The organism is Pseudomonadota bacterium (assembly GCA_039024915.1).
GTDB lineage: Bacteria > Pseudomonadota > Alphaproteobacteria > Rhizobiales > MH13 > MH13.
This window is the reverse complement of record JBCCPK010000004.1, coordinates 282,662-296,796: the sequence shown is the minus strand read 5'-3', so window position 1 is coordinate 296,796 and position 14,135 is coordinate 282,662. Positions and strand designations below refer to the sequence as shown.

Below are 14,135 nucleotides of genomic sequence, written 5' to 3'. Positions count from 1 at the left end.
TCGGTCATGTCGAAACCGATCCGTATTGTGTATCTCGATGACTGTGAAATTGATCACCGGTTGCTCGATAGCTATCTTCAGCTCGATGATGAGAACAGCTACACGCTGACACCTTGCCTGACACTTGAAGAAGCGCTGCGCGCCTTGAACAGCGGCACATACGATGCGCTGATCATTGACAACAAGATGCCGCCGTTTCGCAGCTTCCTGGAACCCTACGAAGTCATAAAGCGTGGAACGGACTTCCAGGGCACGACCATTGTCGTCTCGGCGGACACCTCGGTTCCAGAACTTGAACCAGGCAACCTGCCAGGCGATGAATGGGTTATCGATAAATCCGAGCTTGCATCGCAAATACGCAACGGTGTTCTCAACACCGCTTGTCGCGCAGACAGTGTACTACCGACTAATCGCTAAGTAGCTTACCGGGAACAGTAAAGACCAACTCTGTTCCGCTCAAACGGCTGGATTGCTCGATCCACAATCGGCCACCGCGAAGTTCGACTGTCTTGCGAACTCCCGCCAATCCAAAGCCAGATGTTGGTGTAATTGCCCGCGACTTTTCCGGTTCATAGAGTACGGACGGGTCTAGAAAGCCCTCCCCAGAGTCGCTCACCCGAAATTCCAGATGTCCCGGCGTCCCCTCGGAGGGCCGAATGTTCACCGCGCATGGCGGGCGCCCATGGTGGATGGCGTTGGCGATCAGGTTCCGCAACGCAAGTTGCAGAACCAGCTTCTCAGCAATCAGTTGCCCTGATGGAAAGCTGATATCCAGCGTCCCATCCGCATCAAGCAGCGTGACGATGTCGGTAATCAAAAGGCCGATCTCAATGCGCTCTTCGGCAATGTTTTCGACATTGTTTAACGAATGGGCATAGCTCAGCATCGTATCGACATGTTCCAGCGCTTTCTCGGAGATGTCATTTAGCAAGCCCAGCAACTGGACTTGGGACGCGTTCAACACCAGGCCGCCCTGCCCGTCACTTCGCGCCGTGTTTGGGTCAAGCGCCATCTCGGCGATCATTTTGATCTTCCGCAAGGGTCCACGAACATCATGCGCAACCATCGATGCGTAGGTGGTGGTCTTTTCGTTGACATCCCGTAGATCGGCGATCAGCGCAGCGTTTGCAATTTCCATGGTCTTGCGATCGGTAATATCAATCGCAACACCCAGAATACCGATCACTCGGCCATCTTCGAACAGGATTGGCGACAGGCTCGTCTGCCACCAGATCTCACCTTTTGGTAGCTCCAGCACTTCCTCATATTGGAACATCTGCTTTGAGCGAACGCATGTGAGATACTTTGCGGTGACATTCTCCGCCATCCGCTTGGGCAGGATCTCCGACGGGGTTTTACCCGCGATGTCCTCACTGCGCATGCCGGTAGTCTGCTCGTGGCACCTGTTCAGTTTGAGGAACGTAAGCTCCTCCCCTTCGCCAACTTTCAGGACAAAGATCGCGACATCCGCCAGATCGGAAAGTCTGCAAAGGTCAGCAAGACGCCGGTCGGGCATGCAAGGCTCCCAGCGAATGGATCGGTGTACGAATCGCTGGGTCAACGTGCGCGTCACAAGCCGGCAAAGCAACAAAAAAGCCGGGCGTTGGCCCGGCTTGTCTCGCTAAACGCGGATGAGAAAGCTTACTCGTCGCGTAATTCCAGCTGAGCGGCCGCCATGCGACCGTTACGGCCTTCTTCAAGCTCGTAGGAGATTTTCTGGTTGTCCTTGAGCGTCTGCAGACCCGCGCGCTCGACGGCAGAAATGTGCACGAACACATCCTTACCGCCTTCATCGGGTACGATGAACCCGAAACCTTTCGTGGCATCAAACCACTTAACTGTACCTGTTGCCATGAAACGTCTCCTGCCGTGGCATATCGCGGTCCGACGTGCACGGAGCCGCGTGTCTAACACCGGCGATCTTTTGGCGTTCCGACTGCACCTGGCAGGGGTAGGCTCATTAAAAAATGCCGCCGCACGTACTCAAAAGATAGCAGAAAGTAGAAAACTGGCAAGGTGTGCGCTGCACAAGGTACATGATTTGCTTGCCTCTTGTTTTTGCTGCGTAAGCCTCAACATCTTTGCAATCGATACCGCTTGCGGCATAAGGCGAGCATTGCGAGGCCCTCGAAGGGCGGCGAACCTGACACACAAATCTGATGATGAAGACAGCCTCCCCTTTGGCCGGGCACACCGTCCGGGTCATGAACGGAGCGGGAAACCGCATCAGCGTTCTCGATCTGTTGTCCACGGACCTTCGGGTGAGCGAAGCGGACGCGCGGGCGTTGGCGCACAATGCGGCGACAACCTTTGACCAGCTGATGGTCATCGAGCCGCCACGCACGCCAGACACCGACGCCTATGTGGCCATCTTCAATACCGACGGTTCGCCAGCTCAGGCCTGCGGTAACGGAACCCGCTGCGTGGGCTGGCACCTTGACCAGGTCAAAGGCGCAAAACAGCACCGGCTTGTCGAGACCGCCGGTGGGCTGTTGTCGATCGTGCCAGGTGTCGAACCCCTTTCCTATACAGTGGACATGGGTCCGCCAAAGTTCGGCTGGCAGGAGATCCCGTTGTCTGAGCCGTTCCAGGATACGCGCTTCATCGAGCTGCACGTCGGGCCAGTGGGCGAGCCGGTGCTGTCGTCTCCGGCGGTGGTGAGTATGGGCAATCCCCATGCAGTGTTCTGGGTCGATGACGTCAACACGATTGCGCTTGATAAGATCGGACCCATCCTCGAGTACCACCCGCTTTTTCCCGAGCGCTGCAACATCTCCATCGTTCAGGTCATGGATGAGCAAACGGTCATCATGCGCACCTGGGAACGCGGTGCCGGGCTGACCCTTGCCTGCGGGTCCGCCGCCTGCGCCGCGGCGGTTTGCGCGGCGCGTCTTCGGCGGACGGGGCGAAGCGTGAGCGTCCACCAGCCCGGCGGCACACTCCACATCACGTGGGACGGCAATGATCATGTGCTTATGACGGGACCGGTCGAGCACGAGCGCGATGTGGTTTTGACCGAGCAGATGCTCGGCGGAGTGGCTGCATGAGCGTTGACGTCATCACGCTGGGCTGCCGCCTCAACACGGTCGAATCCGAACAGATGCGCCAGGCCGCGCAGGCGGCAGGTCACCGCGATACGATCATCGTCAACACCTGCGCGGTGACCAGCGAAGCGGTCCGGCAGGCGCGACAGACCATCCGCAAGGCGCGCAGGTCGAACCCCAACGCCAAGCTCGTCGTGACGGGTTGCGCCGCACAGGTCGAGCCGGGGACGTTCGGCGCGATGGATGAAGTTGACCTGGTGCTCGGAAACGAAGCAAAATCAAGCCCGTCCATATGGGCGGGTTTTGTCGCGACAAAGGCCGGTTCTGTCGCGACAAACGGCGAAGTTGTCGCGACAAAAGTTCATGTGACCGACATCATGCGCGTAAAACAGAACGCGCCTCAAATGATCGGTGCCTATGCCGAACGCACCCGCGCGTTCGTCGAAGTGCAAAACGGCTGCGACCATCGCTGCACCTTCTGCATCATTCCTTACGGACGCGGCAACGCCCGCTCGGTGCCGATGGGCTTCGCCGTCAAACAGATCAAGCGTCTGGTCGGCGATGGGCATAGCGAAGTGGTTCTGACGGGCGTCGATCTGACGAGCTACGGCCCGGACCTGCCCGGCGCGCCGAAGCTCGGCGACCTTGTGCAGCAGATCCTCAGGCACGTGCCGGACCTTGAAAGGCTGCGGCTGTCGTCGATCGATTCCATCGAGGCCGACCCCGCGCTCATCGAGGCCATCACATCCGAGCAGCGTCTCATGCCCCACCTGCATCTGAGTTTGCAGAACGGCGACAACATGATCCTCAAGCGGATGAAGCGCCGCCATTTGCGCGAGGATGCGATCCGCTTCTGCACCGATCTGCGCGCCGCGAGGCCGGACCTCGTCTTCGGGGCCGACATCATCGCCGGCTTCCCCACCGAAACCGAGGCAATGTTCGACAACACGCTCGCCCTTGTCGACGCCTGCGGGCTGACCTTCCTGCACGTCTTCCCGTTTTCACCGCGCGAGGGAACGCCCGCCGCGCGCATGCCGCAGCTTGATCGCACGACCGTCAAACAACGCGCCGAACGCCTGCGCGCCAAGGGCCGCTTAGCTTTGCGAACGCACCTCGAGGCGCAGCATGGTACGACCCAACCGGTCCTCGTCGAGCGCGTGGCCGACGGCATCGCCCGCGGGCGCATTCCGGCCTACACCGAGGTCGCCTTCCCCGTCTCCGGCAATGGCCCGGCGAGCGGCGCGATCGTCGATGTGACGATCACCGGACACGAGGGCCAGCGCCTGACCGGCGAACGTGCGAACGAGGACGCGCGCGCAGCATGAGCGATCAGCCAGGCGCACCCCAAACCAACCTCTCTGTGACCGACGATCTGCACTTCGTCTCGATTATCCCCGAGAAGCAGCCCGAAGCGGCGCCCGAACCGGAAAAGAAAGGCTGGTTTTCGCGCCTGACCTCCGGCCTCAAGAAGTCGGCGTCCTCCCTGACCGACAGCGTCGTATCCGTCGTCACCAAGCGCAAGCTGGACGCCGAGGCGCTCGAAGACCTTGAAGACGTGCTGATCCAGGCGGATCTGGGCGTCGACACGGCGGTCGCCATCACCACACGGCTCGAGGATGAGCGCTTCGGGAAGGAAGTCTCTGAAGACGAGATCAAGACCGTGCTCGCATCCGAGGTCGCCAAGGTGCTGGAGCCGGTCGCCGTCCCCCTCAAGGTCGCGCCCGCCCGCAAGCCGCACGTCATCCTGATGGTCGGCGTCAACGGCGCGGGTAAAACCACAACGATCGGCAAGCTTGCCTCCAAGATCACCGCGCTGGGTATGAAGCCGATGCTCGCCGCCGGCGACACGTTCCGCGCGGCCGCAATCGAGCAACTGGCAATCTGGGGGGAGCGCACCGGCGCGCCGGTCGTCACCAAGCCGCAAGGCTCGGACGCCGCCAGTCTTGCCTATGAGGCGCTAGAGCGAGCGCGGCACGAGGATGTCGACGTTCTTTTGATCGATACGGCGGGCAGGCTGCAGAACCGCGCGGAACTGATGGCGGAGTTGGAAAAAGTCGTGCGCGTCATCAAGAAGCTGGCCCCCGACGCCCCCCACGACGTCATCCTGACGCTCGACGCAACGACGGGCCAGAACGCGCTGCAGCAGGTTGAAGTCTTCAGCAAGACCGCTGGCGTCACCGGTCTCGTCATGACCAAGCTCGACGGGACGGCAAAAGGCGGCATCCTTGTCTCCATCGCCAAGAAGCACCAAATCCCCGTGCACCTGATCGGAGTCGGGGAGGCGGTTGACGATCTCGAAGCCTTCGACCCGGACAGCTTTGCCCGCGCCATCGCCGGGCTTGATGATACGACCGAGCAAGCGGAGCCCGCGTGACAGACGAAACGACCGGAAAAGCCGAGCCAACCGAACAGGTTGAGGAGGCAGTGGAAACCGCCGACAAAACGCAGGTCAATCCGCTGGCGAAACTGGCGCTTGAGCTGGGTCCGCTGGTGATCTTCTTCTTCGTCAACGCGCGCGGGCAATCGCTGATGGACAGCTACCCCGCGCTCGCTGGCTTTGGCGAACCGATCTTCCTCGCCACCGCGGTTTTCATGGTGGCGATTACCATCTCGCTTATCCTCTCGCGCATTCTTTTGGGCAAACTGCCCATGATGCCGCTGGTTTCAGGCGTGATGGTCCTGTTCTTCGGCGCACTGACCCTTTGGCTCAACAATGATCTGTTCATCAAGATGAAGCCGACCATCGTCAACATGCTGTTCGCGGTGACGCTTCTGGGTGGGCTGTGGATCTTCAAGCTGTCGCTGCTCAGTTACGTGTTCGACGACGCCTTCAAACTGAACCCCGAAGGATGGCGTATTCTGACGCTGCGCTGGGGCGTCTTCTTCGTCTTCCTCGCCGTCCTCAACGAGGTCGTCTGGCGCACGCAGACCACCGATTTCTGGGTCGCCTTCAAGGTCTGGGGCGTCATGCCGATCACGTTCGTCTTCGCCATGGCCCAGATCGGCGTGATGCAGAAATATGGGGAGGAGGAGACAGCTAGCTAGAAGAGGAGCTAGGCGATCTGCACATACACGAGAGAAAAATGGATGATCCGTATAGCCACCTAAGCGATGAGCAGAAACGCTCGATTGGCAAGGCCTTCCGAGAAGATAACTTGGAGATGCGTCGTCAAGCACACCAAGCCGCAATCGATTATGGAAAGTGGACCATCGCAACCTTGTTTGCCGTGAACGCCGCCATCACTTTCGCAATTCGGGATGATCTTAACAGTTCGGCAGATGGCTGGTTAGTGGTCGGAATGTTTGCAGGGGTGTTGTTAAGCGGCCTTTCTGCGTGGGCAAACTGGGGTTTGATAGCTAGCATGTATGACAAATGCTCTAGTCCAAACCTAGCGATTGGGATTCAATACTACGTCCGACCCGAGTCAAATCGTTGGATTTCCGTAACTCACTGGTTGTCCCTGCTTTTTGGTATCGGTTCTGGGGTGTGTGCGGCCATTGCCGTCCTCACGATATTTGTACCAGAGGTGACTGCTTAATCCCAGCGCCGCCACGATGAGATGGGACACTGCCGGCGCTAGCCCGACGATCCATGCGCTGTCTGCAAACACCGGGAATGCGCCGCGCTCCCATAGACCCCAGGCACAAGGCCTAGGGTGACGCTCGGTGTCGCGGCCGAAGCCCGGAACAATGATCAACCCTCAGTCCGTCACCCTCGCCCTTGTGGCGAGGGTCCATTCACTGGTTCAGCGTCTCATATAGATCGGTCCAATCGGGGTTCATCTCGCCGATCAAATTCAGCTTCCACTGGCGTGGATAACGCTTCAGCGACTTCTCCCGCTGGATGGCAGCTTCAATCGTGGCGTGTTGCTCGTACCAAACCAGCAGCGTGCAGTCGTATATCCGCGTGAACCCCTCGACCAAGCCTTCCCGGTGCTCGAAGGCGCGGCGACGGATGTCGTTGGTCACGCCGATATACAGCGTGCCGAAGGGCTTCGAGGCCATGATGTAGACCGTTCCCGACATGCGAACACTGTAGCAGTGACACAATAGGGATAGGCCCTACCCATAAAGCCTGTGCAACAGCGCGAGGGCGCGCGCGCTTCGCCGCGAAAGGTCGTCTTCGGTCACGCCAGCCAAGGCGCCGGTCACCAATCGGATCTGCAGGTCGCCGATTAAAAGCGCGACATACACATCGGCGGCCTCCTCGGGATCGTCGACCCGCATCACCCCCTTGTCAGCGAGCCGCGCGATCAGCTTGGCGATGCGCGGCACGATGGCGGCGCGACCACCCTTTCCAAGCGCTTCGCCCATCTTTCCGCTATCATAGACGTCGCCTGCCGCCGCCCGGTTGAGCGCGACCGCACGCTCGCTCGTGACGACCTTGAGAAGCACCGGCCCGAGGGCTGTGAGGGTCTCCGCCGGATCGTCTCCCTCGTCAAAGGCGCGGTCCAGCAATGCACGAGCGTCTTCGGCGTTTCCCTCCACCAGAGACGCAAAAAGGGCCTGCTTGCTGCCGTACCACCGATAGAGCGTTTCGTTGGACGCCTGACCTTCCTTGGCAATGGCCAGAAGGGACGCGGCTTTGTAGCCGTCGCGAACAAGAACCTTGTAGGCCGCCTGTTCAATAGCCTCGCGTCTTGCCTCCTTGCGGCTGCGCGCTGACCGAACGGCGTCGTCCGCCTCTGACATGGTGCACCTCTAAAAGGCGTGTTCGAAAAAATCTTGCAGAGAACCGTAAAGTTCTGTACATGTTCGTCAAGCGTATAGTTTTGTACGTTTATGAGAAGGACCTAAAATGCAAACCTCAAACAACGCCGCCAATGCCGCGCTTGGCGTCCTCATCATCCTGCAACTGACCATGCTGATGTTTCTCCTAGCTGGTCTTCAGCCCCACCCTCCCCGCGCGATACCACTGTTTGCGATGGGACCGTTTCTCGGCACCTCGCTGGCGATCGCAGTCGCGGCGCTCATTTGCGGACCGGACACGACCCGCACCGGCCGGTCGCTGAGCGTGGTGGCAGCTTTTTGCGCGCTGCTGTCCTATGGGCCGCAAAAATACTTCGACCCGGCCATCGGCGAGATCTGGCCGGCGGTGGTTGCTGGGCAGATTGCGGCGGTCACCCTGCTCGTTCTTGTCGGCCTGTCGTTGCGAGCGAACGCCAGGGCACAGCAAACGCAACAGGCGGTCTGATACTCAGACAAACGCTTGCATGCGCGTGAAAGGGTTGGGCGCTGGGGGTTCCGACGAGCCTTCACCGCAATCTGAGGGCTCATCATTCTGACCGGAAGGCCTGACCTTCTTGGCAGGTCCGCTGGGGCCCGACCGTAAAGACGGCACCGCCGCAGTCTGCACGCCGCAGACACTGTTTAGGGAGGCGGCCATCCGAACAGCCCCAAGAAACAGCCCGGCCCGAGCAGTGTTACGCAGCGGCGACCTTCTTCAGGAACGAGGAGATAAGCACTTCGAGCTGCTCGGTTTCGTCCCGGACGCTCGAGGCTGCCTCGCCAACCCTGGTGGCCGACTGCAAAGTCTCGTTCGTTGCACCGTGCAGCACGTCAATGCTCTCAACCGCGGTACCCGTTCCATCAGCTGCCTGGGCAACGCTATGGCTGATCTCTGAGGTGGCCTGGCCCTGCTGCGCCATGGTCTCGGCGATGCTTTCCATCTTCCCGCGAACCTCTGACATGGAACTGGTGATCACCTCAATTGAGCTGACCGCATCACCGGTCGATGATTGGATCGCGTTGATCTGGGCGGAGATTTCTTCGGTGGCCTTCGCGGTTTGGCTCGCCAGTCCTTTGACCTCGGACGCAACAACCGCGAAGCCTTTGCCCGCTTCGCCGGCCCTTGCGGCCTCGATGGTCGCGTTGAGGGCAAGCAGGTTGGTCTGCTCCGCAATATCCTGGATGAGCTGAACAACGGTGCCGATTTTCTCTGCCGCGCTTGCCAAAATGGCAACCTTCTCGTTGGTCGATCGTGCCCGCTCGGATGCTTCGGTAATGTCGGCAGATGTCTCCTCGATCCGGCCAGCAATTTCGCCAACCGATGCGGACATCTCCTCGGAGGCGGACGCGACCGTGGTGACCGCATCGGAGGTGCGTTTGGCCGCGTCGGCGGTCATGTTCGCTTGAACGTTGGCGTTCTCGGCGCTCTGTGCAAGGGCCGTTGAGACGTCCTGCATATCGGTTGTGTTGCTTGCGACACGGCGCAGCTTCTCGTTCACATCCGACTGGAACGCCTTGATGATCTGCGCCACCTGCTCCGCCTGCTCAGTCTGCTTTGCGTTCGCGGCATGCCGTTCATCATTAGCCCGGCGCGCGTCTTCGCTGGCAGACAGAGCTTCGGCCTTCTGCGCTTCCACCGACTTGATTGCCTCAGCAACAATGACAGTCAGCCCAATGAGGGCCGCGCATTGAAGAACCAAAATCACCGCATGGATGACAACACGCAGGATACTCGCTCCATCGGGGAAGACTGCGCCGGGCAGCAGGACGGTCAGGCCAACATGATGCACGGCGACAATCAGCGTGAAGGCCAGAAGCGGTCGCCAGTCTATGAGGACAGCGACAATGGCCAGACCGGCAAAGAAATACATGTGCATGTCGATCTGCAGCGCTTTGCCCTCGCCAGACCAGGACATGCCGTAGACGAGAAGCGCGATGAGACCGGCAAAGCTAATCCCGACGGAGATCGCGATGGTCTTGTAATCACTTTTCATCACCTGCGCGCCCAGTGGCACCGCAGCCAAGCTAACGGCCAAGACCGCCACCAGCAGGACGTTCACGGTGCCCTGCAGCGCGCTCGCACCGATAACCATCGCCGCGTTTACCCAAAGAAAGATCAGAAGACCACGCAACGATTTCTGGCGCAGCGTACTGAGATGCAAAGAGTTGTGTGCCGTTGAGGCCATCACACGAGAAATCATAACGAGTAGGCTCCTCCAAAGCACCAGGCCGCCACCCTGGGGTCGATCGTAAGCAGAGCGCCGTGCTGCCGAAGGCGCTCGGCAAAGGCCGGGTCATCGGCCTGGGTCAGAACGGCCCAGGATACGTTTGTGGTTGAGATCAGGTGCCCGCCGGACGCAGCCATACTGCTGAGCACCTGCGACTGTGCAGTCGCCGGCGGGAAAAGCGCCATGACCGGTTGGCCCGGTTTGGGCGCTGCTGCAACGGCGCCAACACCTGCAAGCGCCAACGCCGCCGAAAGAGCCACTGGGACAGACATGGTACCCCTCAATTAAGGCGGCTCAATATTGAATAGTATGATTGCGTTTTGGTTAAATATTGTAATGGTTATCTCCTTTCGAACAGATGCTCGCACATAACGTTACGGTTACTTTGAAAGCGCAAATCACGACCGCGGTCCGACGGCGCGTAATACCAATTGGAAACAAACTGGCCATTGCGATTGGGGCTGCCGGGATGGGGCAAACAAGCCCCCGCACGCGCATGGTAGACGGCTCACACGGCGCACCCGCCAGCCCCAACTTCGATCCTTCACATCGCAATCCGCGCTGCTCTATGATCGAGCAAAGCCAGGGGACGAGGAATGGAGCTGAGGCGATACCCGGAGCTGGACGGCAAAACGTTCCTCGTCTGCATCGGCGCGATGAAAACGGGGACGTCGTGGCTGTACAAGCATCTGTCGAAGACCTCAGGCGTTGTGGTTTCACCTTTGAAGGAGGTGCAGTTCTTCAACGCGAGATACACTCGGAACGCCCTCTTCGACGCCGACCTGCTGGCGATGAGACGCCTCGCCTTTCATCTGGCACAGAAAGGTGACCGGGCCGACAACCTTCGCGACCGCCCGGCGTTCCAGGCCAGCATCGATCGCGCGCAGATGGTCTACGACGACAACGCCTACTTTGGCCATTTCGCACGCCTTGTGGAGCCGGAGACATCGGTGTTCGCCGACCTGACCCCCGCCTACGCGGCGATCGAGGGAGACGGCTTCCGGTTCATGCGGCGGCTCTGCGACAGCCAAGCGATCACAACCAAGGTTCTCTTCGTCCTTCGAGACCCGGTGGAGCGCCTGTGGTCGCACCTGCATCTGCTGCGGCAATTCAAACCGGACCGGGATCCTGTTGAGAATTGGCACGAGGTCATTCGTGATCCGACGACGCTGGCGCGCTGCGATTACAAGGGGACATTGGAGGCGGTGGAGGGGGCGTTCGACAGGGATCACGTGATCACCCTGTTTTATGAAGACCTGTTTGAAAGCGGGTTCGCCCGGCTGTGCGCGGACCTGAACCTGACGCCGCCCGCGATTGAAGCAGGGACACGCGAGAATGCGACGGATGGCAAGGCCGATCTGCCCGATGAGGTCGCCTCGTCAATGAGATCACTGCTGGACGAACAATATGCCTATTGCAGAAACCGGTTCGGCAGCGACCTTCCAGAAAGCTGGCGGCAGGAGTAGCGCGCAGAAGAAGGCGGTGTCAGGTGGTTCAGCGTCCTTGCCAGGGCTACTGAGCAGGGGGGGGAGAGTTGCGGCAGGCTCCGACACCGCCTGTTGATGTTGGGCTGACCATCAGAACAGCAAGCCATCGTCTCCTATGTCGCCGAAATCATACATTCCACCGTCGTACGCCATCGGCCCACCGCTGTCGTAGCTGGAGGTCTTGTCGTGGCGGGAGAAATCAGAGGTTCTCGGCATGATGTAGTCAGTGAAGTCAAAGCCATCGACCTGGCTGCGGCCCGTCAGGTCCTGCTTGTCTTTCGATTTGAGGTCGAAGCCGAATTTCATATCGTCACTCATTGTCCTGGTTCCCTTTGCCATGTGCCCAGTCTGGTGAACGCTTGGTTCGACTGGATGGACAAGTGCGTTAGCGGCGATGTTGCCGTCCCAATGCCTAGCGAAAACCGGGTGCATCCGATGTGATGGCAATCACGAAAATGCCAGGCTGACAGGGTCTCGCTTGCTTCAGCTGCGCGCCGGGCGCTAGCCTGGCCAGGTGTCGCCGACCCGGTAGCCTTCCGGCCAAGGGTCCGACGGGTCCAGCATCAGCTGCTTGGTTTCGGTGATCCAGGCGCGCCCGCTGATGGACGGGATGATGCACGGCGTCCCTTCGAGCGTGGTCTCGCCCTCGATCCGGCAGTCGAACTGGCTGCCGATAATCGACCGCCCCACAAAGCGCTCTGCGACCTCAAGCTGCCCACGAGCATGCAGAACAGCCATACGCGCCGAACAACCGGTACCCGTCGGCGAGCGATCGATTTTCCCCGGCTCGATGGCCACCGCATTGCGGCCGGTCTTGACGCCGTCTTTGACGGTGACGGGCATCGTGAACTGGCAGAACGAGATGTGCGACCAGTCGGGATTGTTGGGGTGTGAGAAGCCGATCTGCTCGTTGGCCGCCTTCGTGATCGCCATCCCCGTTTCGGACAGGTCGCGCGCTTCATCGGGCCGCACGGAAAACCCCAGCTTGGAGGCATCGACCAGCACGAAACTGTCGCCGCCATAGGCGGTGTCGACCATCAGCGTGCCAAGCCCTTCGACCTCAAGCCGATGATCAAGGTGCTGCGCGAAGCTGGGGTGGTTGGTGACGCGGACCGACTGGGCTTTGCCATCGGCGCAGCTGGCCACCACCTCCACCAAACCGCCTGGCGCTTCAAGCGTGAACCGCGTCTCCGGCTCGTCCATCGCGATGATGCCAGTATCAAGCAGGACTGTCGCAACGCACAGCGAGTTGGACCCGGACATGGGCGGGGTGTGCACCGGTTCCATGATGATGAAACCCATGGCCGCCTTGGGGTTCTTGGGCGGGACCAGTAGATTGACATGGCGGAAGACGCCGCCTCTGGGCTCGTTGAGAACAAAATTGCGCAAGTGATCGTCCTGCGCGATCCAGCGCGACTGCTCCCACAGCGTATCACCCGGCGGCGGCGCAACACCGCCGACGATGACATCGCCAACCTCACCTTCAGCGTGACAACCAACGAGGTGGATTGAGGCCTTGCTCCTCACGCGTGCACATCCAAGACAGGATCGCCGAGCGCATCTTTGATCGGTGCGATGCCAAGGCCCGGCGCATCGGATGCCTTCATCTTGCCATTGACGCGCTTTGGGGCACCGTCGGCGATATCGACAGTCCCGTAGGAATTGAAATCGGTGGCGGAGAAGGTGAACTCTTCGGGTGTCGACTGTGCCAGATGCGCGATCGTCGCGGTAACGATGTCGCCGCCCCATGTGTCTTCAATCGTCATGGGTATGCCCGCATTGATACAGATGTCGCGGATCAGCCGCGCTTTGGTCAGCCCACCCACCTTGGATATCTTGAGGTTGATGACGTCCATCGCCCCATCGGCAAGAGCACGGGTCAGGCTGTCCACGCCGGTGATGACCTCATCGAGGACAAACGGCAAAGACGTGCGCCGCCGTGTGACGAGGCATTCCTCGTAGGTTGGACAGGGCTGCTCGATATAGACGTCCACGTCACGTACCGCGTTCACGACCCGAGCGGCTTCATGCATCGTCCAGCCGGTGTTGGCATCGGCCACAAGGACGTCGCCGGGACGCATTTCCTTTGCGCACAGATGGATACGCTCGATATCGCTGTCCGCATCCGCGCCGACCTTCAGCTGGAACTTGGTGTAGCCCTCGTCGCGATAACCCGCGACGTTGGTCGCCATGGCGGACGGTTCGATTTGCGAGATCGCCCGGTAGAGCGTGACGTCGTCCTGCGCCTTGCCCCCAAGAAGCTGATAGGCTGGAAGGCCGGTGGCCTTGCCCAGAATGTCCCAACAGGCGACATCGATTGCCGCCTTCACGTAAGGATGCCCGCGCAGAACCGCGTCCATGTGCCGGTTGAGCACCGCATGATTGCGGGGGTCGAAGCCGATCACCTGAGGCGCGATCTCCGCGAGGCCCGAGCGCACGCCTAGCGCATAAGCTGGCAGATAGGCCGACCCAAGCGGGCAGCATTCGCCATAACCGGTGATGCCGGCATCGGTTTCCACCTCGACAACCGTGGCGTCGAAAACCTCCACATAGTTGCCGTTGGACCAGCTGTAGCGACCCTCTTTGAGCGGCAGATCGACCTGGTAAGCCCGGATGGCAGTAATCTTCATGGCGTGTCTTTCATGGGT

The 14,135-nt window shown here is 60.1% G+C and carries 17 protein-coding genes; 8 read left to right on the top strand and 9 right to left on the bottom strand.

The genetic code is table 11. The features are described from left to right. Positions 1-6: 6 nt before the first annotated feature. Positions 7-417 (top strand): hypothetical protein, encoded by a 411-nt coding sequence (locus AAF739_09910; protein MEM6382978.1) that lies wholly within the window; start codon positions 7-9, stop codon positions 415-417. Here AAF739_09910 and AAF739_09905 read toward each other — a convergent pair. Both AAF739_09905 and AAF739_09900 read right to left on the bottom strand, forming a co-directional pair. Continuing rightward, positions 407-1,516, bottom strand: a complete 1,110-nt coding sequence (locus tag AAF739_09905) for a PAS domain-containing sensor histidine kinase (GenBank protein MEM6382977.1) — start codon at positions 1,514-1,516, stop codon at positions 407-409. The two genes, AAF739_09910 and AAF739_09905, sit on opposite strands and share 11 nt — an antisense overlap. Positions 1,517-1,641: 125 nt before the next feature. Beyond that, positions 1,642-1,854, bottom strand: a complete 213-nt coding sequence (locus tag AAF739_09900) for a cold-shock protein (protein ID MEM6382976.1) — start codon at positions 1,852-1,854, stop codon at positions 1,642-1,644. Between the two features lie 308 nt (positions 1,855-2,162). Here AAF739_09900 and dapF point away from each other — a divergent pair, with 308 nt between their 5' ends. The 5 genes from dapF to AAF739_09875 are packed head-to-tail and all read left to right on the top strand — an operon-like array spanning position 2,163 to position 6,583. Next, positions 2,163-3,047, top strand: a complete 885-nt coding sequence (gene dapF / locus AAF739_09895) for a diaminopimelate epimerase (protein MEM6382975.1) — start codon at positions 2,163-2,165, stop codon at positions 3,045-3,047. Beyond that, positions 3,044-4,369 carry a tRNA (N(6)-L-threonylcarbamoyladenosine(37)-C(2))-methylthiotransferase MtaB gene (gene mtaB / locus AAF739_09890; protein ID MEM6382974.1) on the top strand — a complete coding sequence of 442 codons (1,326 nt, stop codon included), beginning with the start codon at positions 3,044-3,046 and terminating at the stop codon, positions 4,367-4,369. The genes dapF and mtaB overlap by 4 nt, the downstream gene beginning before the upstream one ends. Next, complete coding sequence (ftsY, locus tag AAF739_09885) at positions 4,366-5,418, top strand: signal recognition particle-docking protein FtsY (GenBank protein ID MEM6382973.1); 1,053 nt, start codon at positions 4,366-4,368, stop codon at positions 5,416-5,418. The genes mtaB and ftsY overlap by 4 nt, the downstream gene beginning before the upstream one ends. Positions 5,419-5,468: 50 nt before the next feature. Further along, complete coding sequence (locus AAF739_09880; protein MEM6382972.1) at positions 5,469-6,089, top strand: septation protein A; 621 nt, start codon at positions 5,469-5,471, stop codon at positions 6,087-6,089. Positions 6,090-6,127: 38 nt separating this feature from the next. After that, a complete protein-coding gene (locus AAF739_09875) occupies positions 6,128-6,583 on the top strand; it encodes a hypothetical protein (protein MEM6382971.1) in 456 nt (151 codons plus the stop codon). A gap of 199 nt (positions 6,584-6,782) precedes the next feature. Here AAF739_09875 and AAF739_09870 read toward each other — a convergent pair whose 3' ends face one another. Together AAF739_09870 and AAF739_09865 are read right to left on the bottom strand one after the other, a co-directional pair. Further along, positions 6,783-7,070: a GIY-YIG nuclease family protein gene (locus AAF739_09870; protein MEM6382970.1), complete on the bottom strand. Its 288-nt coding sequence runs from the start codon at positions 7,068-7,070 to the stop codon at positions 6,783-6,785. Between the two features lie 36 nt (positions 7,071-7,106). After that, on the bottom strand, positions 7,107-7,736 hold the full coding sequence (locus AAF739_09865; protein MEM6382969.1) for a TetR/AcrR family transcriptional regulator C-terminal domain-containing protein: 630 nt from the start codon (positions 7,734-7,736) through the stop codon (positions 7,107-7,109). Between the two features lie 106 nt (positions 7,737-7,842). On the opposite strand from AAF739_09865, the gene AAF739_09860 reads away from it, so the two are divergent. Next, positions 7,843-8,238, top strand: a complete 396-nt coding sequence (locus AAF739_09860) for a hypothetical protein (protein MEM6382968.1) — start codon at positions 7,843-7,845, stop codon at positions 8,236-8,238. A gap of 229 nt (positions 8,239-8,467) precedes the next feature. On the opposite strand, the gene AAF739_09855 is transcribed toward AAF739_09860, so the two are convergent. Together AAF739_09855 and AAF739_09850 are read right to left on the bottom strand one after the other, a co-directional pair. Continuing rightward, positions 8,468-9,973, bottom strand: a complete 1,506-nt coding sequence (locus AAF739_09855) for a methyl-accepting chemotaxis protein (GenBank protein MEM6382967.1) — start codon at positions 9,971-9,973, stop codon at positions 8,468-8,470. Beyond that, positions 9,970-10,272: a hypothetical protein gene (locus AAF739_09850; protein ID MEM6382966.1), complete on the bottom strand. Its 303-nt coding sequence runs from the start codon at positions 10,270-10,272 to the stop codon at positions 9,970-9,972. The genes AAF739_09855 and AAF739_09850 overlap by 4 nt, the downstream gene beginning before the upstream one ends. 324 nt (positions 10,273-10,596) lie before the next feature. On the opposite strand from AAF739_09850, the gene AAF739_09845 reads away from it, so the two are divergent. Continuing rightward, complete coding sequence (locus tag AAF739_09845; GenBank protein ID MEM6382965.1) at positions 10,597-11,466, top strand: sulfotransferase; 870 nt, start codon at positions 10,597-10,599, stop codon at positions 11,464-11,466. 111 nt (positions 11,467-11,577) lie between these two features. On the opposite strand, the gene AAF739_09840 is transcribed toward AAF739_09845, so the two are convergent. From AAF739_09840 to AAF739_09830, 3 genes are all read right to left on the bottom strand, one after another. Further along, entirely contained in the window at positions 11,578-11,805 is a 228-nt protein-coding gene (locus AAF739_09840; GenBank protein MEM6382964.1) for a hypothetical protein, read from the bottom strand. A gap of 183 nt (positions 11,806-11,988) precedes the next feature. After that, a complete protein-coding gene (locus tag AAF739_09835) occupies positions 11,989-13,014 on the bottom strand; it encodes a proline racemase family protein (GenBank protein MEM6382963.1) in 1,026 nt (341 codons plus the stop codon). Continuing rightward, on the bottom strand, positions 13,011-14,117 hold the full coding sequence (locus AAF739_09830) for a cis-3-hydroxy-L-proline dehydratase (protein MEM6382962.1): 1,107 nt from the start codon (positions 14,115-14,117) through the stop codon (positions 13,011-13,013). The genes AAF739_09835 and AAF739_09830 overlap by 4 nt, the downstream gene beginning before the upstream one ends. Positions 14,118-14,135 lie beyond the last annotated feature (18 nt).